This is a genomic window from Nocardia sp. NPDC050435 (genome assembly GCF_040655395.1).
Taxonomy (GTDB): domain Bacteria; phylum Actinomycetota; class Actinomycetes; order Mycobacteriales; family Mycobacteriaceae; genus Nocardia.
This window is the reverse complement of sequence record NZ_JBFAJW010000002.1, coordinates 760693-782290: the sequence shown is the minus strand read 5'-3', so window position 1 is coordinate 782290 and position 21598 is coordinate 760693. Positions and strand designations below refer to the sequence as shown.

Here is a 21598-nt window from a genome sequence, read left to right as displayed (position 1 = left end):
GGCGGCCGGTGAGACGTGTATCGCTGGAGCGGGATGGGGGCCGGGTGCGGGGTTAGGGTCGAAGGATCATGGACGGATTCCTGCTTGCCCAGCCCGGGGGTGTGCTGCGCACCTCCGGCAGTCGCGCGACCTTCGACGAGGCGAGCGCCGCGGCGGCGGCACTGCGCGGCGGCGCGGCGGAACTGATCGTCGGGGCGCTGCCGTTCGACCCGGGCCGCCCGGCGGCGTTGACGGTGCCGCGGCGGGCCGAGCACACCGCCGGGCCGTGGCGGCCCGCGGCGCTGCCCGAACTGCCCGCGGTGCGGGTGGTCGCCGAGATGCCGAGCCCGGCAGAGCATATCGCGCGCGTCGCGAAACTGGTCGAGCAATTGAACGACCCCGGGCAGCCGCTGCGCAAGGTGGTCGCGGCCCGATCGGTGCTCGCCGAAGCCGAGAGCGCGCTGGATCCGGAGACGGTGGCCGGGCACCTGCTGGCCCGGCATCCGCACGCCAACGTGTTCGCGGTCGACCTCTCCCCCGCCGGGCGCGCGGGGGCGACGCTGTTCGGCGCGACGCCGGAGGTGCTGGTCGCCCGGCACGGCGGCACCGTGACACTGCGGCCGCTGGCGGGCACCGCGCCGCGCCTGGCCGATCCGGACGCCGACGCCGCCCAGGCCCGGGAGCTGCTGTCCAGCACCAAGAACCGGGCCGAGCACGCGTTCGTCATCGAGTGGATCCGGGAGCTGCTCGCCCCCGTCTGCGCGGAACTGCACATCCCCGCCGAGCCCGAACTGCTGCGCACGCACGAGGTCTGGCACCTGGCCACCCCGATCACGGGCACCCTGCGCGATCCGGCCCTGACCGCGCTCGACCTCGCGGTCCTGCTGCACCCCACGCCCGCCGTCTGCGGCACCCCGACCGACCTGGCGCTGGAAGCGATCACCTCGATCGAGGAGGATCGCGGTTTCTACGGCGGCGCGGTCGGCTGGTGCGGGGCCGACGGTGACGGCGAGTGGGTGGTCGCGATCCGCAGCGCGGAACTGTCCGCCGACGGCCGCTCGGTGCGCGCGTTCGCGGGCGGCGGCATCGTCGCCGCCTCGGACCCGCGCGCCGAACTCGACGAAACCACCGCCAAACTGCGCACCCTGCTCGGCGGGCTGGACTGCGAACTCCCCCGGCACTGACGCGGGCGCGAACACGCAACCACCCCCATCAGGTTCACCCCGACGACGCGGTCCCGGTCGGCGGCCGTGGTGGCTAGGGAGGGCCGATCCTGCTGAGTCCGGCGCCCTCGCCCAGGTTCGCGTCTCGCGGACCGGAGGTCCTCCCCATACCGGACGTTCGCCCAGGTCGAACGGCGGGTCCGCGGCCTGAGGGTAGGAAGTGACCTGGACTACTGCTAAGTTGCTCCGGAATGTGCCTGCATCAATGTATTGGAGTGCCGCGATGAAGTTTGCTGTTCCTGGGGTTGCGAGTGCGGTCGCCGGCGCCGTGTTGGGCGTGATCGCCGTGTTCGCGATCACCGCGGCGGTGCAGCAGAACACCCGCCCCGAGCTGGACAAGGGCGACCCGGACTCCTCGCTGCTCAACAACGTTGAGTACGGCGCACGCTGACCTCGTTTCCCACCCGGCATGCTCGCGGCTCCGCCGCGCAGGCCTGACCCCGCATGCCCGTAGCTGACCCGGCAGGCCCGGGGCCACGCGTGCGCACGCCGCACCGCTGCCCCGGGCCTGACCTCGTATGCCAGTGACCTCCGCGCCTCCCGCCGATCCGACCCGGGTCGACAGCGCGGCGCCGGGTGCGCCCGACGCCGCGCCCCTGGGCACCCGCTGGTTCGCCGGAACCGTCGTCGTGGCGTTCCTGCTCACCTTCGCGCAGGCCCCCGGCAGCACCGTCGCCGACACCAAATACGACCTGGCCCAGAACCCGTTCGGGTTCCTGGAGCGCGCCGCCCATCTGTGGAGCAGTCAAGCCCCGATGGGCCAGGTGCAGAACCAGGCCTACGGCTACTTCTTCCCGCACGGCGCGTTCTTCTCCGCCGGGCACGCGCTCGGCCTGCCCGCGTGGGCGACCCAGCGGATCTGGTGGGCGCTGCTGCTGCTCGCCGGGTTCTGGGGCATCGTCCGGCTCTGCGAGACGCTGGGCATCGGCAGCCGCGGCTCGCGGGTGCTCGCGGCCACCGCGTTCGCGCTCTCGCCGCGGGTCCTGACCACGCTCGGCTCGATCTCCTCCGAGACGCTGCCGATGATGCTCGCGCCGTGGGTGCTGCTCGCGCCCGCCGCGCTGGGCACCGCCTACCGGAACCGGAAACTGGGCGGGGCGCGCAGTCCGGCGGGCAGCGCGCTGGCGCTGGCGCTGATGGGCTCGGTCAACGCCGTCGCCACCGTCGCCGCGTTCCTGCCCGCGCTGCTGTGGTGGGGCGCCTACCGGCCGAACAAACGCTGGTGGCGATTCACGCTGGCCTGGGTGCCGCTGCTGGTGCTGGCGACGTTCTGGTGGGCGGTGCCGCTGCTGCTGCTCGGCAAGGTTTCGCCGCCGTTCCTGGACTACATCGAATCCTCCGGCGTGACGACGCAGTGGGCGTCGCTGGGCGAGGTGCTGCGCGGCACCGACAGCTGGACGCCGTTCGTCTCGCCGGAACGCATCGCGGGCGCGGTGCTGGTCACCCAGCCCGCCGCCGTCCTGGCCACCGGGCTGCTCGCCGCGGCGGGCATGGCCGGGCTGGCGCTGCGGACGATGCCGTACCGGGGCCGGCTCACGCTGATCCTGCTGGTCGGATTGGCGGGTATCTGCGCGGGTTTCGTCGGCGAACTCAGCGGGCCGTTCGCGGAATCGGTGCGGGTCTTCCTGGACTCCGGCGGTGCTCCGCTGCGCAACGTGCACAAGCTCGAACCGCTGATCCGCTTACCGCTGGTGCTGGGCCTGGCGCATCTGCTGGCCCGGATCCCGCTGCCCGCGTCGTCCCCGCTGCGGGTGTGGCGCAGCGCGTTCGCCCACCCCGAACGGGATCGCCGGGTCGCGGTGGCCGCGCTCATCCTGACCGCGCTGGCGCTGTCGACCTCGCTGGCCTGGACCGGCAAGCTGGCGCCGCGCGGCGCCTACGATCGCGTGCCCGCCTACTGGCAGCAGACCGCGGACTGGTTGTCCGGCAACGCCGCCGACACCCGCGCGCTGGTGGTCCCGGGTGCGCCCTTCGGCAGCCAGGTGTGGGGCCTGACCCGCGACGAACCGTTGCAGGCGCTGGCGAGCACGCCGTGGGCGATCCGGGATTCGGTGCCGTTGAACCCGCCCGGCACCATCCGCGCGATGGACTCGGTGCAGCGCCTGATCGCCGACGGCCGGCCCTCGGCCGGGCTGGCGGCGACGCTGGCCGACCAGGGCATCGGGGTCGTGGTGCTGCGCAACGATCTCGATCCGGAGACCTCGCGGTCGACCCGTCCGCTGCTGGCGCACCGCGCGATCGAGGGCTCGCCGGGCCTGACCAAGGTGGCCGAATTCGGCCCGCCCATCGAGGTGTCGGTGATCGCCGAGGGCCTGGTCGCCGACGGCGACCTGCGGCCCGCCTATCCGGCGGTCGAGATCTACCGGGTCCAGACGCCCCCGCCCGGAACTCCCGCGCAGGTCCGCAGCGGCACCGGCGCGCCGAGTGCGTTCCCCGGCGCGTACACCGTGGGGCTGAGCGAGGTGCCGCGGGTGCAGGGCGGACCCGAGGTCCTGGAACGGCTGCGCCGCTCCGGCGCCACCGGCGCGCCCGCCCTGCTCGCCGCCGACGCGGCGCGCGCCGGGCTGCCGCCCGCGCCGCTGACGGTCACCGACACCCCGATGGATCGGGAGACCGACTTCGGCAAGGTGGACAACCACAACTCCGCGCTGCGCGCGCCCGACGATCCGCGCCGCACCCACAATCTCGTGCCCGACTATCCGGTGCCCGGTGCGGAGCTGGTGCGCGGCGAATGGTCCGGGGCCACGATCACCGCCTCCAGTTCCGCGGCCGACGCCACCCAGCTCGGCGGTGCGGCGCCGGGCAGTTCCACGGCGGCCGTCGTGGACGGCGACCCGGCGACCTCCTGGATCAGCAGCGGCATCGACAGCGCGATCGGCCAGTGGTTGCGCCTGGATCTGGACCAGCCGATCAAGTCGGCCGGGCTGCTGACCCTGGCCACCAGCCCCGCCGCCATCGGCACCCCGGTCAAATGGGTGGAGGTGCGCACCGACAACGGCAGCGTCTCCACCCGGATCGGCGAACCCGGTGAGCCGGTATCGCTCTCGCTGCCCGCGGGCCGCACCACCTGGCTCACCATCACCGCCATCCGCACCGAGAACGGCACCGGCGGCGGCCAATTCGGCATCAGCGACCTGACTCTCGACGACTACAGCGTGCGCGAGACGCCGGTACCGGTGGATATCCGGCACCGGACGGTGCTGCCGCCGCTGGCGAGCGGCACGCCGGTGCTCGGCTGGGATCTGGGCCAGGAATTCCCCGGCCGCAGCGCCTGTTTCGACGGCCCCGACCGGGTGCGGTGCAGCCGCAGCCTGGGTCTGGCGCCCGAGGAGCCCGGCACCTTCCAGCGGACCGTGCAGGTGCCGGAGCCGATGTCGGTCGCGCCGGAGCTGACCGTGCGCACCCGGCAGGGCCCGGCGCTGGCGGCGCTGCTCACCGACCCGGACCGGCCGGTGGCGCGCGGTCAGGCCGACGTCGGCGACCTGCGCGGCGCGGCGTTCGCCGCCACCGACGGCGACGTGCGCACCAGCTGGACCGCGCCGGAGGATTCGATCCGCGACATCCTGGGCCCCAAGCCGACCTTCACCATCGAACTGCCGCAGCCGGCCCTGGTGACCGGGCTCGATCTCACGCCGTCGCTGGGCGGCCTGCCCGCCGCGCCCACCGAGGTCGCGGTGAATCTCGGGGACGGGCCGCAGGTCCGCGCCCTGGACGCCGACGCCGCGCCCGGCGTGGCGTCCCGGATCGAACTGCACCCGCGGGTGACGGACAAGATCGAGATCAGCATCCAGTCCTGGCAGCCGGTGCTGGACAAGACCGCGCTCGGTTTCGCGCAGACCCAGCCGCCGGGCCTGGCCGAGGTGGAGGTGCTCGGCCCCGGCTATCCCGCGCCCGCTCCCCCGGAGCGGCAGCTCACCATTCCGTGCGCACTGGGCCCGACCGTCAATGTGGACGGGCGCGTCGTGCGCACCGAGGTCACCGCGACGGCGGCGGAATTGCTGTCCGGCGCACCGGTTCCCGCGCGGGTCTGCGCCGAGGAGGCAACCGGGGATCTTCCCCTGTCCACCGGCCGCGCCGACGTCTCGGTCGGGCCGACCGAGCTGTTCTCGGTGGACCGGCTCATCCTGCGCCGCACCGGTTTCGAGGCGAGCGCCCCGGCCGCCCGGGACCAATTGCTGGTGCTGCCGTTGAGCACCAACGTCGGCTGGGAGGCGCACACCGCCGACGGCCGCGCACTCACCCCGATCGTCGTCAACGGCTGGCAGCAGGGGTGGCTGCTGCCCCCGGACGCGGGCCCGGTCACCGTCTCGTTCCCGGCTGATCGCTGGTACCGGCTCGGCATCTTCGGTGGCCTGCTGCTGTTGATTCCCCTTGCCCTGCTTGCCGTCCCGCGCCGCCGCCGGAGCCCGGAACCGACCGATCCGAGTCCGGTGACCTGGGGTAATCGCCTGGCCGGGATCGTCGGGCTCGGCGCGGTCGCGACCGTCATCGCCGGACCGGTCGGCGCGGTACTCACCGCGGCCGGTGTCGCGGCCGCGCGCTTCGCCGCCGAGCGGACCGGGAAGTACCTCGCCCTGGTGGCGGGTCTGAGCACGACGCTGTCCGCGGCGGCGCTGTCCACCGGACCGTGGCGGGCGCAGGGCGGTTATATGGGTGGCTCGCTGTGGGTGCAGTTGCCCGCGTTGATCGCGGTGATCGCGGTGGGTATCGCGGCGCTCGTCCCCCGGGACCGGCCTTAGCCTCGATCAGACCGAGGCGGGCGCTTCACCTTTCGCACGGTCCCGGCTGCGCGCGAAGCGGCGCGCCGGTTCTTCGATCAGCGCGTAGCTCGCGGCCGCGACCGGCAGCGTGATCGCGACGGTCAGCAGCAGCACCCACGCGAAATCGCCCTGGAAGGGCAGGATGCCGAAGACCGGGAAGACCACCGTGAGCACCGCGAGGTGCCAGAGGAAGATGCCGTAGGACCAGCGGCCGATGGTGGCGGCCGGCCGGGATTCCAGCCAGCGATGCCGACGTTCGCCGAGCACCAGCGGGGCGAGCAGCGCGAACCCGATGATCAGGCCGAGCGCCATCTTGGTCGCGTACTGCCAGGGCTCGGCCCTGGTCAGCCCGGCGGGGCCGGCGAGTTCGGTGGTGGAGCAGAGGAAGGCCAGGAGGGCGAGGGCCCACATCAGCGGCTGGTTGCCCAGCACCCGCACCCAGCGGGCCGGGCCCGCGGTGAGCCGCACGTCGACCAGTTCGGCCAGCACCATGCCGGCGGCGAACCACGGCAGGTAGGCGGGCAGCCAGTTGTCGGCGTGGATCGCGTCCGGGGTCGGCACCGGAATGAAGTTCCAGCTCAGGCAGATCAGCCCGGCGGCCACCAGCACCGGTACCCGCAGCCGGGCGCGTTCGCCGCGCAGCCGCGCCAGCGCGAAAGCCAGCAGCGGCAGCACCAGATAGAAGGCCACCTCCACCGAAAGGCTCCACATCTGGGTCAGCCCGTCGGTGAGGGTGAGCGGGATGAACACCTGCAGCAGTGCGAGATTGGAGAACCACACTCGCCAGCCCGCGGTGTCGGCCGCGCTCGGCAACAGCAGCAGCACCGCGATCACCACCGCCCAGTAGGCGGGGAGGATCCGGGCCGCGCGATGACGGAAGTAGTAGCCGACCGCGGGCGCGGCGCCGAGCCCGCGGGCCGCCGCGGCGTGCGGGCGCCAGAGCAGGAAACCCGACAGCGCGAAGAAGACCGCGACCGCCATGTCGAATCGTTCCCACACCCGGCCGAGAACGGGCATCGCGCTGCCGCCGGTCTGGAATGCCACGTGCGTCACCAGAACGCCGAGGGCGGCCATACCGCGCATGCCTTCGAGGGCGGGAACGAAACCCCGCGATCGGACCGGAGTAGGCGGCGTGGCGGCGGACACAGGTGTGGTGGCGGTCATCGCGCTCCAGTCTGCCCTATCGATTGCCCAGGTGAGAACCCATCGTTTCACTATTCGCGCTACACTCAGCGCGATTTTGGTCGGAAACCGGCCTCGGCACGGCATGCTACTGCTCAGTCCTGTTAGTGTCGGGGCTCACGAGTGCCGCGGGCTGCCCGCAGTACGCGGAACGACCTGTGTGTTCTAAGGACGAGGAGAGTTTGCATGGCACTGAGTGCCGGAACCAGAAGGACGGTGGCCTGCCTGCTCGTGGGTCTCGGCGCGTTGCTCATCGTGATGGCGTTGATGATCCCGGCGTACACCGTCGGCAAACTGGCGAAGACTCCTCTCGATCTCGAGATCACGACCATCGCCAAGAATGCCCCCGGCTCCGAAAGCCAGGTGCTCGACTCCAAGTCGCTCACCTCGCCGGAAGGTTCTGCCAAGGTCGACAGCAACGTGCCGCTGGTCTCGCAGCGCTTCCTCACCGTCGAGGAGCCGTCCGACGCCGACGAGCTGACCGTCCAGGCCGGTCAGACGCTGCGCCGCATCGACAAGCAGGGCGACACCGGCCTGCTCACCGCGTCGATCGACCGCGTCACCATCGACCGCGTCACCGGTGAGCCGGTCGCCAAGGAGCCCAACGGCTCCATCGCCGTCGGCGTCGACAAGCAGATGAAGAGCGTCGCCGAGCCGGTGCAGCACGTCGGCCTGCAGTACCGCTTCCCGATCGGCACCGAGAAGAAGACGTACCCGTACTTCGACCTCAACGCCCGCAAGACCTTCGACATCAACTTCGTCGAAGAGACCGAGATCAACAACATGAAGGTCTACCACTTCACGCAGTCGATCCCGGCGACCAGCATGTGGGACGTCGTCAAGGCGCCGACCAACAAGCTGGAGCTCCCGGCCGCCAAGTGGGGCGTCGAGGGCGACGGCCCGGTCAGCATGACCCGCTACTACACCAACACCCGCGACGTGTGGGTGGAGCCGGAGACGGGCACCGTCATCAAGGGCGGCGAGCAGATCCACATGTACTACTCGCGCACCGCCGACAAGCCCGAGGTGACCGCCCTCAAGGCCAACATCGTCTTCGACGAGGGCACCATCGAGTCGCAGATCGCGGTCGCCAAGGAGAACATCGACAAGCTGTCGCTGTACGGCCGGATCATGCCGATCGTGCTGGGCGTGCTCGGTGCGATCCTGCTGATCGTCGGCGTGCTCATCGGCATCCGCGGCGGTTCGGCTCCGGCCGCCGGCAACCGGCTCGCGCCGGGTGGCCCGGTCCGCGGTGACGATTCGCCGACCCAGGTGATCGACACCCGGAAACTCTGACTCCGTCAGGTTCTCGAATTCGGCCCTCCGGCTTTCGCCGGGGGGCCGAATTTTATTTGCGCACATGGCTTCTCGTGCGTTGTTAAGGTTTCTCGGTATGAGTGACGCGGATGTGGTCGTGCTGGGGGGCGGGGTCACCGGGTTGACCACCGCGATCGTCCTCGCGGAGCGGGGCGCGCGGGTGCGGGTGTGGGCGAAAGAGCTTGCCGCGTGGACGACTTCGGCGGTGGCGGGCGCGCTGATCTGGCCGTATCACGTGCAGCCGGCGGAACTGGTCGGCGGGTGGGCGGTGCGGTCGCTGCGCGAATATCGAAGCCTCGTCGACGATCCCGCGTCCGGGGTGCGTCTGGTTCCGGGCATCCAGGCCGATACGCCGGTCGACTTCATGCCGGTCTGGACCGCCGCGCTCGACGACGCGCGGGAAGCCACCGCCGCCGAACTGCCCGACGGCTTCGCCCAGGGTCTGCGCGCCACCGTGCCGCTGCTCGATATGCGGGCGCACCTGGACTATCTGGCCCGGCGGCTGGCCGCGGCCGGCGGGCGGATCGAGGAACGCGCCGTCGCGAGTTTCGGCGCGGCCGCGCGGGTGGCGCCGGCGATCGTCAACTGCACCGGCCTCGGCGCGCGGACCCTGGTGCCGGATCTGTCGGTGCGGCCGGTGCGCGGCCAGCTCGTGGTCGTCGAGAACCCCGGCGTCACCGACTGGTTCGTCGGCGCGGCGGGCGAGCTCACCTATCTGCTACCTCGGCCGGGTTACGTCATCCTCGGCGGCACATCGCAAACCGGCTCCTGGAATCTGATCCCGGATCCGGCGACGGCGCGCGCCATCGTCGCCCGCTGCGCGCGCGTCCATCCGGCGCTGGCCGAGGCCCGAGTGCTCGAGCACCGGGTCGGACTGCGACCGGTGCGGCCGACCGTGCGGATCGAACGCGAGCAACTGGACGGGGCGCTGCTGGTACACAACTACGGCCACGGCGGCGCGGGCGTCACCGTGGCCTGGGGTTGCGCGGAAGCCGCGGCCGACCTGCTCTGAACGGCCCGGCGCGACAACCTATTTCGCGGACGCGTATACCGCGGCACGGGCGTCGGGACGGTGGCCGATCCGGGCGCGGAGGCGGCAACCTATTGCGCGGACGCGGGCACGGCGGCACGGGCGTCAGGGTGGTAGGCGATTCGGGCACGACGCGGCAACCAATTTCGCGGACGCGGGCACGGCGGCACGGGCGTCAGGGCGGTAGGCGATTCGGGCGAGGCAGCAACCAATATCGCGTGCGCGTGCACGGCGGCACGGGCGCAGGGCGGTGCGCGATTCGGGCGCGACGCGGCGACCTATTTCGCGTACGCGTATACGGCGGCGCAGGCGTCGGGGCGGTAGCCCGTGCGGGCGCGGCGCATCAGGTAGCGGCGTGCGGGCGGGCGGCGGCTCGGGTGCGGTCGGCGGTGCGCAGGACGATGGCCGCGACGACGGCCGTGGTGGTGGCGGCGACGCAGACGCACAGGGTGATCAGGGTGGTGATCGAGTGGGCGAACAGCAGGGTGAGCGTCACCTCGACGATCAGGCCGACCCACGCCAGGGCCGCCAAGGCGGTGCGGTCCAAGGCGATCGCCGACAGGACCGCGCCTTGCAGCACCGCGAGAATCGCACCGTGCAGGGCGAACAGCCAGAGCAGGCCCTGGATCGGCGCGTAGTCCGAGCCCGCGAACAGCGGAGCCAGCGGCGCTGCGGCGGCCGCGCCGAGCACCGCCACGATGCCGATGCCCGACAGCACAGCGAGCGCGTCGCGGATCGCGCGCGCCGACTGGGTGGGCTGCGCCATCCGCGGATAGAGCACGACACCCACCGCCTGCGGCAGCCAGAACGCGATCTTCGCGGCGACAGTGCCCAGGGCGTACCGGCTGGCGTCATCGGTGTCCCCGAGCACCATGCGCACCACGATCAGGTCGGCCGACGACAATGCCATCAGCGCCGCCTGCACCTGCGCCGCCCGCAACACCGGCAGCACCCCCGCGGTGCGCTCCCGCAAACTCTTACCAGCCGGCCCCTTCGACACACCGGCCACGGGCTCACTCGGCACAGCCGCCCCGGGCTCAACCGGCGCCTGCCCGACCTGCGGGACACTAGTTGCCGACTGACTCGGCACCTCCGCCCCGGGCTCAACCGGCACGTGCCCGACCTGCGCCGCACCGGCCGCAGAGCCAGTCGGCGCAGCCACCTCGGGCCCGACCGGCACGTGCTCGACCTGCGGCGCGGCGGGCACCGACCCGGTCGGCACAGCCGATCCGGCCTCGACCTTCGCCGACTCGTTCGGCAATCCGTTCACCGTGGCGGTGGCCGAGCGATCGGGTGCGCCCGCGATCCGGCGGGCGAGGGCGGCTGCGGCGGCCAGGCCGAGGGCGGCGGCGAGGAGGGCGGCCGCGGTGCCGCCGCCGAGGATCAGGACGATCAGGGCGGGGGCGACGCGGGCGACGCCGGCGCAGCCGAGGACGACGGCGAGTTGCCGGAAGCGGTTGCTGCCCTGCAGGATTCCCTGCTCGCCGGAGAGCAGCACGAGGGCGGGGGCCGCGCCGAGGGCGGCGGCGCAGGCGCGGACGTCCACGTCGAGGGCGAGTGTCACCAGGGGGACCAGCAGCGCCGCCAAAGCCGCCACGATCACCGCGCAGCGCCATTGCAGGCCGCGCAGGGTGCGCACGCTCGCACCGCGCACCAGTTCCCGGGCGACCACGTTCTGCAGGGCCAGCGCGGGCACCGCGCACAGCAGCTGCACCGCCAGCAGGCTGGCGAACTCGCTGAACCCGGCCACGCCCAGCCAGCGGCTGGCCAGCACCTGCAGCAGGTAGCCCGCGACGTTCGCGGTCATCGCGCCCGCCGTCACCAACGTCAGATCCGCGACAACTGGGAGACGACGAACTGCGGGCACACCCCATCGTCGCACCTCACCACCCCGGCGCCGCACGCCAGCCCACCGGGCGGTCGCTTTTCCCGGCGGAACGCCTAGGGTCGGCGCATGGCTGTCGTTCACAACACCACGATGGAACCCACCAAACTCGAGCTGCTCACCGCGTGGTTGCCGCGGCAGGAGTGGTTCGGCGGTACGGCGCCGGTGCTGCGCAAGGCCGGCGGGTTCCGGCTCGACGATCCGGCGGGCGAGGTCGGTTTGGAGTTCATGATCGTCGTCGACGAGTCCGTGCGACCGCCGGTGGCCTATCACGTCCCCATGGCCTATCGCGGCGCTCCGGTGGCCGAACTCGGCGCCGCCCTGATCGGCACCTCCGAGCACGGCGTGCTCGGTACTCGCTGGATCTACGACGGCACCGCCGATCCGGTGCTGACCGCCCAGGCCGCGGCGCTGCTCGCGGGCCGGACGCACGCACAGGCGCAGAACGACAGCGACGCCCCCGACCCGACGGTCGAGGTCACGCCCGTCGCAGAGCCGTTCACACTCCGGATCACGCGCGTGCCGGCACCCGAGGCGGCGGCCGAGGCCCTTGGGCACGCCAGCGCGCCGTGGCAGGCCGACGGCAGCCCGCGCGGGGTGGTCCTGGAAGCGCTGGCCTGAAAATCGATCGCGCCCGAGGCCGCCCCGCGGGAAGAATGCGCGGGTGACCAACCGCCGTATCGCCGTCGTGGGCACCTCGGGCTCGGGCAAGAGCACCCTGGCCGGCAAGATCGCGCGCCGGCTCGGCATCGCGCACATCGAACTCGACGCCATCCACCATCAGGCGAACTGGACGCCGATGCCGCGCGAGGAATTCCGTGCCGCGGTCACCGCGCAACTCGCCCGCCCCGCCTGGGTCGTCGACGGCAACTACCACGGCAAACTCGGTGACCTGGTCTGGCGGCAGGCCGACACCGTCGTCTGGTTCGATCTCCCCCGCCCCCGGGTCATGTTCCAGATCACCAAGCGCACCCTCCTGCGCGCGGTGACCGCCCGCGAACTCTGGAACGGCAACCGGGAACGGCCGCTCGACCTGTTCGCGCGCGACCCCGAGCGCTCGATCATCCGATGGGCCTGGACCACCCACGCCAGGAACCGCGCCCGCTACGCGAACGCCCAGTCCGACCCGGCCTACCGGCACATCGTTTTCGTCCGGCTGCGCTCGCACCGGGACGCCGACGCCTTCCTGGCCGGCCTGACGCGCTGACCGAATCCCACCGGGTCGCGGCGGCACCGTGGGCACGTAGGGTGCGAGCCGTGGGTGACAGGAGCGGATGGCGCGGACTCGTTCCGGCCGGCTACAGCGCCGGGTTGACGGCGCTCATCGCCGGACCGCTACTCGGGCCCGGCTACCTGCTGCTGCGGGACGCGGTCAGCACGCCGCGGTCGTACCCGACCGATTCCGCGCTCGGCCTCGGCGACGCCGCGCCCCGAGCGGTGCCGCAGGACGCGCTGCTCGCGGCTCTCTCTCCGATCGTCGACGGCGGAGTGCTGGTCAAGGCGATTCTGCTGCTCGCGCTGTGGGCGGCGGGGTACGGCGCGGCCGTGCTGGCGCGCGAAGTATTGCGCGCCGGACTCGGCCCGCAGCTGGTCGCCACCACCGTGGCCCTGTGGAATCCCTACGTCGCCGAGCGGCTGCTGCAAGGCCATTGGAGCCTGCTCACCTGGTACGCAGCCCTCCCCTGGACCGCGCTCGCCGCGCACCGCCTGCGCCGCACCACGAAGACCCGCCCGCTGTGGGGTGCGCTGGCAGCGTGTTTCGCCGCCGCGGGACTGACGCCGACCGGCGCGATCCTGGCCGGGGTGACCGCGCTGGTGCTGGTCGGCCCGCGCCGGATACCCGGCACCCTGGCGCTGCTCGTCGTGGCGAGTGCCCCGTGGCTCACCGCGACCGCGCTCTCCGGGGCGGGGGCCGAACCCTCCGATCCGGCGGGCATCGCCGCCTTCGCCGCCCGTGCCGAACCCGGTCTCGGCACACTCGGCAGCCTGGCGGGCCTGGGCGGCATCTGGAACGCCGACGCTGTCCCCGACTCCCGCACAACGCCTTTGGCTCTGCTCGGGACCGTCGTGTTGCTGGCGATCGTCGCCAGTGGCGTCCGTGTTGTCGCCAGGCGAGGTCCGCGTGCGCTGCTGTGGCTCGCGGCCGCGGCCGTGCTGTTGCCCGCGCTGGCCGCGACCCCTTGGGGCCGCGAGGTCATGGAATGGCTGGTGGTGCAGGTTCCCGGCGCCGGGCTCCTGCGCGACACCCAGAAGTACGTGGCATTGGCGATGCCGGCCTACGCACTGTGCGCCGCCGCGGGGTGTCAGGCGATCGCCGTCCGATTCGCGGGCCAGGCATCCGGCGAAAACGTCAGCCGCTCAGGCGATCAGGCCGTCGCCGATGCTGGAACCGGCGGCACCGCCGCAGAAGGCGCGGCAGCGGACTTGCGCAGCGGCGAAGGCGTCAGCGCCGCAACGGAGTCCGCACCGCCTCCAGTGGGGAATTCCCCAGTGGCCGAGGGTCGGCCGGAAACGGGTGATGCCGGATCGTCCACAACTGTGCACAGGCCCGGGATGACTGTGGATCAATCCCAACCTGTGGAAAACATGGTCGGCGGCCACGCTCGGCCGGGAACCGGGCTGGTCGCGGCGCTGTTCGTGGCCCTGTTGCTGCTGCCGCTGTTCGACCTGGCCTGGGGCGTCGGCGGCGCGCTGCGGCCGGTGCACTATCCGGGCGGCTGGGCACAGGTCGTCGCGGGGATCGATGGTCCCGGTGACGTGGCCGTGCTGCCGGGCGGCATGTTCCGGAAGTTCCCGTACAGCGGGAAAGCGCCCGTGCTCGATCCCGCACCGCGCCTGCTCCCGAACGATGTCCTGCAGACCGGTGCGCTGCCGGTGCGCGGTGCGGTCGTGGCGGGCGAGGGCCGGCGCGCTCAGCAGGTGGAAACCCTGCTGCTGCAAGGCGGTTCACCGCGCGGACTGGCCGAACTGGGCGTCGGCTGGGTCGTGGTCGAGCGCAGCACGCCGGGACCGCTCGGGGCCGCGCAGCAGACCCTCGCAGGGCTGGAACCCGTGTACTCCGACGAGCAACTCGCGCTGTTCCGCGTTCCGGGCGTCCGAATCTCCGAATCCGAGCCGGGCCATCGCCTGCTCGCCGGTGCCGCGCACCTGGTGTGGGCGCTGCTGCTGATCGGCGGCGGGCTGCTCGCCGCGACTCGCCCGGCCACACGGCCTACGGCCGCCTGAACGCCGCGGCATCCGGAACCTGTGCGGTCGCCTGAATCAGGCTGCGCCCCTCACCGTTTCAGAGCTGTGCGTCGAGTCGGCCTACGTTCCGTACGATTCGGCCGCAGCTCAGGTTGGCCTGCGCCCCTGGTTCGGCAACTCGGGTCGGCCTGCGACCCCGGTTCGGCAACTCGGGTCGCCCTGCGACCGTCTCAGAGCTGCGACTCGGGCGCAGCGACCAGGCCGGAAACCTGTTCGCCCCGCGCGGCAGCCGCCAGCACCTCGTAGACGCCGTTTCCGGTTTGCTCCCAGGAGAATTCGCGAGCCCGGGCGCGTGCCTTCTCGCCCATCACGGTGCGGCCCTCCGCGTCCTCGAGCAGCTCGCCGACCGCGTCGGTCAGGTGCGCGACGTCGTCCACGAGCAGCCCGGTGACCCCGTCGACGATGGAATCGGTCAGGCCGCGGGAGCTGCGGTAGCCGACGGTGGGCACGCCGTGCTGGGCGGCTTCGATGACGGCCAGCCCCCAGCCCTCCTTGCGCGAGGGCAGCACGTGCACCCAGGCGTGGGCGAGCAGTTCATGTTTGCGCCGCTCGTCGACGTGTCCGTGGAAGGTGACGGCGTCGGCGATGCCGAGCGCGGCGGCGTCGGCCGCCAGGTTCTCGGCCCACCAGCCGCCGCCGATGACGTCCAGGTGCAGGCCCGGGATGCGCCCGCGCAGCCGGGCGACGGCTTGCAGCGCGTCTTCGATCTGCTTGTGCGGAACCAGCCGGGACAGCACGACCACCCGCGGCTGCGGGGTCCGTGTCTGCGCAGCGCCGGTGGGCGCGCCGACGGGGACCGGTTCGGCGCCGTTGCGCACCACCGCGATGCGTTCGCGCTGCACGCCGAGCGTGGCGAGTTCCTCGGCCGAGGGCAGCGAGACGGTCAGGTACTGGTTGCCGCGGTGCACGCGCGGGGACAGCCGGGATTCGATCCACCAGCCGATCCGCCCGACCAGGCGCCCGGCGACCGGCCACTGCTCGCGGTGCCCGTGGTGCACCAGCACGACGGAGGGCGCGTCGGCGGCGACGGCCGCGAAGAAGGGGATGCCGTTCTGGGTGTCGATCACCGCGTCGGGCCGCACCCCGCGCAGCGGGCCGAGGCCGATCCGGCCGAGGGCGATCGCGGCGAGAGCGCGCGGATAGACGGTGTAGCGCCCGCCCGCGCGGCTGATGTCGATGCCGTCGACGCGTTCACGCTTGGCCGCGCCGGGGTAGCGGGCGGTGCGCAGGTGGACTTTGACGCCGCGCGCCGCGAGCTGGGCGCCGACCTGCTCCAGGTACCGCTCGCTGCCGCCGCCCTGCGGGTGCCCGGTGTCACGCCAGCAGAGCAGGAGGACTTCGCGCACGGTGGAGCTTCTCTCGGTCGTCAGGGTGCAGGCCGCGCACACGGCCGGGGATCACGATCACGATATCGCGCTACACCATAACGCGGCGCATCCGTCCCGCAACCCTCCCACCTGCTCTGTCGGGGAAAACAATGGCGCGAATGCGTCACGGCGAATTTGTTGAAACAGCGACATTTCACAGTGCGACTTCGATAACCTCCCGCCACCCGCCGAACTCGGCGGGCTTTGGTCGGGTACCGAACTCGACACCGATGAGGAGGAAACAATGAAGGCAGTACAGACCAGAACCGGCGGCAACACCGGCACCGGCAGCGGTGTGGGCGGCGACATGGACGGCCTGCTGGGCATCATCCTCGCCCTCATCACGTCGTCCACGTCCACCGGCAGCGGCGCCAGCAGCGGCGTCGGCTGATCGCCCGCGGGCCCGGTCGCGCGCGGCGGCCGGGCCCGCTCCACCGCCCCGGGTCGCCGGTGGCCGCCGCCGGTTATGCGAGACTCCCCGTCGTGCCGAGAGCTGACCTCACGCCCGCCGCAGCGACGAGCCCGCTGCCCGGGTGGCGCCCTTCCTCCCGGTTCGCGCGACGGGCGACCCTGCGCCGATCCTGGCGACTGCTCACCAGCTTCCGGTTCGAGCAGACCGACCCGGCCCTGTTCTACGGCGGCATCGCCACCGACAGCGCCGCGATGCTCGCCGATTTCTACCGCGACCTCACCGGCCGCGATCTCACCGGCGCCGTCGTCCTGGACGTGGGCGGCGGCCCCGGCTATTTCGCCGACGAATTCGCGCGCACCGGTGCGCGGTATATCCCCGTCGAACCGGACCCCTCGGAAATGCACGCCGCCGGACTGTCGATCGCGGGCGCGGTGCGCGGATCCGGCATGGCACTGCCGTTCCGCGACGACGCCGTGGATATCTGCTTCTCCTCGAATGTCGCCGAGCACGTCCCGGACCCGTGGCTGATGGCCGACGAGATGGTGCGGGTGACCAGGCCCGGCGGCCTGATCGTGCTCTCCTATACCGTGTGGCACGGCCCGTTCGGCGGCCACGAGACCGGACCCTGGCATTACCTCGGCGGCGAATACGCCGCCCGCCGGTACCGCCGGAAACAGGGCCGGGAGCCGAAGAACCGCTTCGGGAAATCCTTGTTCGCCGTCCGCGCGGCCGACGGATTGCGGTGGGCCGCGGACACTTCCGCCGATGTCCGCGTCCTTTTCCCGCGCTATCACCCGAGGTGGGCCTGGTGGCTGGTGCGCGTGCCACTGATCCGGGAGTTATTGGTGAGCAATCTCGTCGTGGTGGCGACGAAGTAGCTCCCTATTTCTCCAGCCAGCCGCGGCGCCAGCTGCGTCTGGCGCAGGCGTTGCCGGAAAGCGTTTCGCGCCAGGGCGATTCCTGCATCGCCAGCCCGACCGACTCGAGTGTGGTGAGCCCGACCAGATCCGCCAGCGGACCGACCGTCGCGGTGAATTCCGCGAGTTGCATTGCGGCCGTGGCCTGCTCGATCGTCAGAGTGCGGCCCGGTAAGAAAGAGACCACCCAGCCGCCGCTGCCCACGCTTCTAGCTTGATGCTCCGTCTGGTCGCTGGTCATCACCGACCGGTCGACAACTTGCACCGCCATAACTCGTCTCCCCTGCATTCGGTTCCGAGAATCGAGCGAGCTGATCAGTAGCTATCAGCATCCTCCCTCCAACAACAGAACGCAATAGTGCGTTCTCCGAGAAGCGAACCGACAGGTTGGAATTCACGCAGCTCAGCGTCCGGACCGGCGCTTTCCGGCCGCGCGGACCGGTCGCGGGCGGACAAGAAAACTGGAACATGTTACAGACAAGCGGGGGGCTCAAACTGTAACGTGTTCTCATGCATTACGACAGCTTGTTCATCGGCGGCAAATGGACCGCGCCCGCCAGCTCCGAGCGCCTTCAGGTCATCTCGCCGGCCACGGTGGAGCCGGTGGGCAGCGTCCCGGTCGTCGAACGCGCCGACGTCGACGCCGCGGTTGCCGCCGCCCGGCACGCCTTCGATTCCGGCCCCTGGCCCCAGACCCCGCCGGAGGAACGCGCACAGGTTCTCACCCGCGCCGCCCGGCTCATCGAGGAGCGCTCGGCCGAACTGGTGGCCGCGCTCACCGCGGAGATGGGCGCACCGCAACTGTTCGCCCAGATGCTCAACCAGATTCCGGCGACCGCCGCCCTGGATACCTACGCCGGACTCGCGAAGTCGTTCCCCTGGAGCGAAACTCGCACCGGCATGTTCGGCACCACCCGGGTCACGCGCGAGCCGCGCGGCGTCGTCGCCGCGGTCACCGCGTGGAATGTCCCGCTGTTCCTGGCCGTCAACAAGCTCGCCCCGGCGCTGCTCGCGGGGTGCACCGTGGTACTCAAGCCCGCGCCCCTGACGCCGATCACCGCCAACATGGTCGCCGACATCTTCACCGACGCCGGCCTGCCCGAGGGCGTGCTCTCGGTGCTGCCCGCCGAGGCCGAGGTGGCGGAGTACCTGGTCTCGCACCCGGATGTCGACAAGGTGACCTTCACCGGCAGCACCGCGGTCGGCCGCAAAATCGGAGCAATCGCGACCGGGCAACTGAAGACGGTGTCGCTGGAACTCGGTGGCAAATCCGCGGCGATCATTCTGGAGGACGCCGATCTCGCGGCGGCCATCCCGCAGCTGGCCTTCTCGGGCCTGATGAACTCCGGCCAGGGCTGCGTCGCCCAGACCCGGATCCTGGCCCCGCGCAGCCGCTACGACGAGATCCTGACCGCGCTCGTCGAGCACGTGCAGACGATGAAGATGGGCGACCCCGCGGACCCGAGCGTGACCCTGGGCCCGCTGATCTCGGAGACCCAGCGCGACCGCGTCGAGGGCTACATCGCCAAGGGCAAGGCCGAGGGCGCGCGCCTGGTGCTCGGCGGCGGCCGGCCCGAGGGCGTCGAGCGCGGCTGGTTCGTGGAACCGACGATCTTCGCCGACGTGGACAACAAGTCCACGATCGCGCAGGAGGAGATCTTCGGCCCGGTGCTGGCGGTGATTCCGTACGACACCGAGGAGGAGGCCGTCGCGATCGCCAACGATTCGCAGTACGGCCTGGCGGGCTCGGTGTGGACCACCGACATCGAGCACGGCGCCGAGATCGCCGCCAAGGTGCGCACCGGCACCTACGCGATCAACTGGTACGCCTTCGACCCGAGCTCGCCCTTCGGCGGCTACAAGAATTCCGGCCTCGGCCGGGAGAACGGGCCGGAGGGCATCGACGCGTTCTGCGAGCAGAAGTCGCTGCTGATGCCCCTCGGCTGGACCGGCTAGCTAGCCCGGCATCACCACGCGCAGGACGGGCTGACCGTCCGGGGCGGGCGCGTCGACGACCTCGACGCGCCACCCGGGCGGCAGCACCGCCTCGAGCCGGCCCGCCGCCCGGCGTAGCGGCGTGCTCGTTCCCGCGAGTTCCAGCCCGGTCACCATCGGAATCCGCGGTCCGCCGAACTCCAGATCGGTCATGCGCAAACCACCTCTTTTCTGAAGCAGTTCAGGCCCGATAGCTAATCTTCAGCATCCGGACTGGACAGTCATCGTCGACTGGTCGGCGCCAGCATAGGACACGGTCCCGCAAACCTCGTCCATCGGGCAATCCGCCCCGGTCCGGGCCGGATTTTTCCCGGGCAATGCCGTTGGCCGGCAACAAAAACCGCCCGCCCCGTTCGGAAACGGTGCGGGCGGTCGGCGTTTCAGGCGAAGATCAGCCCAGACGCTCCTTGAGCGCCTCGAACTGGTCGCGCACGCCCGAGGGCAGCTTGTCGCCGACGAACTCGAACCACTCCTCGATCATCGGGATTTCCTTGCGCCATTCCTCGACGTTCACCGCGAGCGCCTCGTCGACGTCGGCCGGATCGACATCCAGGCCCTCCAGGTCGAGGTTGGCGGCGTGCGGCACGGTGCCGATGGCGGTCGGCGCACCCTCGGCCGAGCCGTCGATGCGGCCGACGATCCACTCCAGCACGCGGGAGTTCTCACCGAATCCGGGCCACAGGAAGCGGCCGTCGCCACCGCGGCGGAACCAGTTCACGTAGAAGATCTTCGGCAGCTTGTTCGCGTCGGCGTTCTTGCCGAGCGAGATCCAGTGGTTCATGTAATCGCCGACGTGGTAGCCCAGGAACGGCAGCATGGCCATCGGGTCGCGGCGCACGGTGCCGACCTTGCCCTCGGCCGCGGCCGTCTGCTCCGAGGACATGGTGGCGCCCATGAACACGCCGTGCTCCCAGTCGAAGGACTCGGTCACCAGCGGGATGGTGGTCTTGCGGCGACCGCCGAACAGGATCGCCGAGATCGGCACGCCCTGCGGATCATCCCACTCCGGGGCCAGCGTCGGGCACTGCGACATCGGGGTGCAGTAGCGCGAGTTCGGGTGCGCGGCGAGGGTTTCGGTTTCGCGCAGGTACCAGTCGTTGCCCTTCCAGTCGATCAGGTGATCGGGCTCGCCCTCCAGGCCCTCCCACCAGACATCGCCGTTGTCGGTCAGCGCGACATTGGTGTAGACGGTGTTGCCCGCGTCGATGGTGGCCATCGCGTTCGGGTTCGAGGAGTGGTTGGTGCCCGGCGCGACGCCGAAGAAGCCGAACTCCGGGTTGACCGCGTACAGGCGCCCGTCCTTGCCGAACCGCATCCAGGCGATGTCGTCGCCCAGGGTCTCCGCGCGCCAGCCGGGAACCGTCGGCTGCAGCATCGCGAGGTTGGTCTTACCGCAGGCCGACGGGAACGCCGCCGCGATGTAGTAGGCCTTGTTCTCCGGCGAGATCAGCTTGAGGATGAGCATGTGCTCGGCCAGCCAGCCCTCGTCGTGCGCCATCGCCGAGGCGATGCGCAGCGAGTAGCACTTCTTGCCGAGCAGCGCGTTGCCGCCGTAACCGGAACCGTAGGACCAGATCTCGCGATCCTCCGGGAAGTGGGTGATGTACTTGGTGTCGTTGCACGGCCACGGTACGTCGGCCTGGCCCTCGGCCAGCGGCGCGCCCACGGAGTGCAGCGCCTTCACGAACGGGCGATCGGTGCCTAATTTCTCCAGCGCGGCGGCGCCCATGCGGGTCATCACGCGCATCGAGACCACGACGTACTCGGAATCGGTGATCTCCACGCCGAGCTTCGGGTCCTCCGCGCCGAGCGGGCCCATGCAGAACGGCACCACGTACATGGTGCGGCCCTTCATCGAGCCCTTGTACAGCTCGGTCATGGTGGCCCGCATCTCGGCGGGATCGACCCAGTTGTTGGTGGGGCCGGCGTCGGCCTCGGTCTTGGAACAGATGTAGGTGCGGGACTCCACACGCGCCACATCGGAGGGATCGGAGAGCGCCAGGAACGAATTCGGCTTCTTCTTCTCGTCCAGCTTCTTGAAAGTGCCGGCCGCGACGAGTTGAGCAGTTAGTCGATCCCACTCCTCGTCGGAACCGTCCGCCCAGACCACTCGCTCGGGCTGAGTGAGTTCTGCGACTTCCTGTACCCAGGCGAGCAGTTCGCGGTGCGCGGTGGGCGCGTTGCCGTCGGACAGACCAGGAATGGTCGCTGAGGTCATGAAAACTCTCCTGAAATGGGCGGTCTACGGTGTGCCGCCGCCCCGGCCTAGGCCCTTGACCAGCGCG

Annotated in this window: 17 protein-coding genes; 11 read left to right on the top strand and 6 right to left on the bottom strand. The window is 71.3% G+C overall.

Translation table 11 applies throughout. From position 1 onward, the window contains the following. The first annotated feature begins 68 nt into the window (after window positions 1-68). From AB0I43_RS07950 to AB0I43_RS07940, 3 genes are all read left to right on the top strand, one after another. Window positions 69-1163 carry an isochorismate synthase gene (locus tag AB0I43_RS07950; RefSeq protein ID WP_356972123.1) on the top strand — a complete coding sequence of 365 codons (1095 nt, stop codon included), beginning with the start codon at window positions 69-71 and terminating at the stop codon, window positions 1161-1163. A gap of 262 nt (window positions 1164-1425) precedes the next feature. Next, window positions 1426-1593 carry a DUF2613 domain-containing protein gene (locus tag AB0I43_RS07945; protein ID WP_356972122.1) on the top strand — a complete coding sequence of 56 codons (168 nt, stop codon included), beginning with the start codon at window positions 1426-1428 and terminating at the stop codon, window positions 1591-1593. 133 nt (window positions 1594-1726) lie between these two features. Further along, window positions 1727-5941, top strand: a complete 4215-nt coding sequence (locus AB0I43_RS07940; protein ID WP_356972121.1) for an alpha-(1->3)-arabinofuranosyltransferase family protein — start codon at window positions 1727-1729, stop codon at window positions 5939-5941. Window positions 5942-5947: 6 nt separating this feature from the next. On the opposite strand, the gene AB0I43_RS07935 is transcribed toward AB0I43_RS07940, so the two are convergent. After that, window positions 5948-7126, bottom strand: a complete 1179-nt coding sequence (locus AB0I43_RS07935; protein WP_356972120.1) for an acyltransferase — start codon at window positions 7124-7126, stop codon at window positions 5948-5950. Between the two features lie 204 nt (window positions 7127-7330). Between AB0I43_RS07935 and AB0I43_RS07930 the strand changes: the two genes are divergently transcribed. After that, window positions 7331-8440 carry a DUF3068 domain-containing protein gene (locus tag AB0I43_RS07930; protein WP_356972119.1) on the top strand — a complete coding sequence of 370 codons (1110 nt, stop codon included), beginning with the start codon at window positions 7331-7333 and terminating at the stop codon, window positions 8438-8440. Between the two features lie 97 nt (window positions 8441-8537). Further along, window positions 8538-9473 (top strand): FAD-dependent oxidoreductase, encoded by a 936-nt coding sequence (locus AB0I43_RS07925; RefSeq protein ID WP_356972118.1) that lies wholly within the window; start codon window positions 8538-8540, stop codon window positions 9471-9473. Between the two features lie 361 nt (window positions 9474-9834). On the opposite strand, the gene AB0I43_RS07920 is transcribed toward AB0I43_RS07925, so the two are convergent. Then, on the bottom strand, window positions 9835-11298 hold the full coding sequence (locus tag AB0I43_RS07920; RefSeq protein WP_356972117.1) for a polysaccharide biosynthesis protein: 1464 nt from the start codon (window positions 11296-11298) through the stop codon (window positions 9835-9837). A gap of 147 nt (window positions 11299-11445) precedes the next feature. Here AB0I43_RS07920 and AB0I43_RS07915 point away from each other — a divergent pair, with 147 nt between their 5' ends. From AB0I43_RS07915 to AB0I43_RS07905, 3 genes are all read left to right on the top strand, one after another. Beyond that, complete coding sequence (locus AB0I43_RS07915) at window positions 11446-11997, top strand: 1,4-alpha-glucan branching protein (RefSeq protein ID WP_356972116.1); 552 nt, start codon at window positions 11446-11448, stop codon at window positions 11995-11997. Window positions 11998-12040: 43 nt separating this feature from the next. After that, the gene (locus tag AB0I43_RS07910; RefSeq protein ID WP_356972115.1) at window positions 12041-12583 is read left to right on the top strand and encodes a hypothetical protein; all 543 of its coding nucleotides are present in this window, start codon (window positions 12041-12043) and stop codon (window positions 12581-12583) included. A gap of 104 nt (window positions 12584-12687) precedes the next feature. Then, window positions 12688-14601, top strand: a complete 1914-nt coding sequence (locus AB0I43_RS07905; protein WP_356972273.1) for a hypothetical protein — start codon at window positions 12688-12690, stop codon at window positions 14599-14601. Between the two features lie 191 nt (window positions 14602-14792). Here the strand turns inward: AB0I43_RS07905 and AB0I43_RS07900 are convergent, their stop codons facing one another. Continuing rightward, window positions 14793-15968, bottom strand: a complete 1176-nt coding sequence (locus tag AB0I43_RS07900) for a glycosyltransferase family 4 protein (RefSeq protein WP_356972114.1) — start codon at window positions 15966-15968, stop codon at window positions 14793-14795. Between the two features lie 265 nt (window positions 15969-16233). Between AB0I43_RS07900 and AB0I43_RS07895 the strand changes: the two genes are divergently transcribed. Together AB0I43_RS07895 and AB0I43_RS07890 are read left to right on the top strand one after the other, a co-directional pair. Then, the gene (locus AB0I43_RS07895) at window positions 16234-16380 is read left to right on the top strand and encodes a hypothetical protein (protein ID WP_356972113.1); all 147 of its coding nucleotides are present in this window, start codon (window positions 16234-16236) and stop codon (window positions 16378-16380) included. A gap of 134 nt (window positions 16381-16514) precedes the next feature. Continuing rightward, entirely contained in the window at window positions 16515-17279 is a 765-nt protein-coding gene (locus tag AB0I43_RS07890; RefSeq protein ID WP_356972272.1) for a class I SAM-dependent methyltransferase, read from the top strand. A gap of 4 nt (window positions 17280-17283) precedes the next feature. Here the strand turns inward: AB0I43_RS07890 and AB0I43_RS07885 are convergent, their stop codons facing one another. After that, complete coding sequence (locus AB0I43_RS07885; RefSeq protein ID WP_356972112.1) at window positions 17284-17589, bottom strand: hypothetical protein; 306 nt, start codon at window positions 17587-17589, stop codon at window positions 17284-17286. Window positions 17590-17828: 239 nt separating this feature from the next. Between AB0I43_RS07885 and AB0I43_RS07880 the strand changes: the two genes are divergently transcribed. Further along, window positions 17829-19274 carry an aldehyde dehydrogenase gene (locus tag AB0I43_RS07880; RefSeq protein ID WP_356972111.1) on the top strand — a complete coding sequence of 482 codons (1446 nt, stop codon included), beginning with the start codon at window positions 17829-17831 and terminating at the stop codon, window positions 19272-19274. Here the strand turns inward: AB0I43_RS07880 and AB0I43_RS07875 are convergent, their stop codons facing one another. Both AB0I43_RS07875 and AB0I43_RS07870 read right to left on the bottom strand, forming a co-directional pair. After that, entirely contained in the window at window positions 19275-19466 is a 192-nt protein-coding gene (locus AB0I43_RS07875) for a hypothetical protein (RefSeq protein ID WP_356972110.1), read from the bottom strand. 238 nt (window positions 19467-19704) lie between these two features. Beyond that, the gene (locus AB0I43_RS07870; RefSeq protein WP_356972109.1) at window positions 19705-21531 is read right to left on the bottom strand and encodes a phosphoenolpyruvate carboxykinase (GTP); all 1827 of its coding nucleotides are present in this window, start codon (window positions 21529-21531) and stop codon (window positions 19705-19707) included. Window positions 21532-21598: the final 67 nt, after the last annotated feature.

Coding starts and splice junctions, on each gene's coding strand:
- AB0I43_RS07950 (WP_356972123.1), top strand. CDS start 69: ATGGACGGATTCCTGCTTGCCCAGCCCGGGGGTGTGCTGCGCACCTCC.
- AB0I43_RS07945 (WP_356972122.1), top strand. CDS start 1,426: ATGAAGTTTGCTGTTCCTGGGGTTGCGAGTGCGGTCGCCGGCGCCGTG.
- AB0I43_RS07935 (WP_356972120.1), bottom strand. CDS start 7,126: ATGACCGCCACCACACCTGTGTCCGCCGCCACGCCGCCTACTCCGGTC.
- AB0I43_RS07930 (WP_356972119.1), top strand. CDS start 7,331: ATGGCACTGAGTGCCGGAACCAGAAGGACGGTGGCCTGCCTGCTCGTG.
- AB0I43_RS07925 (WP_356972118.1), top strand. CDS start 8,538: ATGAGTGACGCGGATGTGGTCGTGCTGGGGGGCGGGGTCACCGGGTTG.
- AB0I43_RS07920 (WP_356972117.1), bottom strand. CDS start 11,298: ATGACCGCGAACGTCGCGGGCTACCTGCTGCAGGTGCTGGCCAGCCGC.
- AB0I43_RS07915 (WP_356972116.1), top strand. CDS start 11,446: ATGGCTGTCGTTCACAACACCACGATGGAACCCACCAAACTCGAGCTG.
- AB0I43_RS07895 (WP_356972113.1), top strand. CDS start 16,234: ATGAAGGCAGTACAGACCAGAACCGGCGGCAACACCGGCACCGGCAGC.
- AB0I43_RS07885 (WP_356972112.1), bottom strand. CDS start 17,589: ATGGCGGTGCAAGTTGTCGACCGGTCGGTGATGACCAGCGACCAGACG.
- AB0I43_RS07880 (WP_356972111.1), top strand. CDS start 17,829: ATGCATTACGACAGCTTGTTCATCGGCGGCAAATGGACCGCGCCCGCC.
- AB0I43_RS07875 (WP_356972110.1), bottom strand. CDS start 19,466: ATGACCGATCTGGAGTTCGGCGGACCGCGGATTCCGATGGTGACCGGG.
- AB0I43_RS07870 (WP_356972109.1), bottom strand. CDS start 21,531: ATGACCTCAGCGACCATTCCTGGTCTGTCCGACGGCAACGCGCCCACC.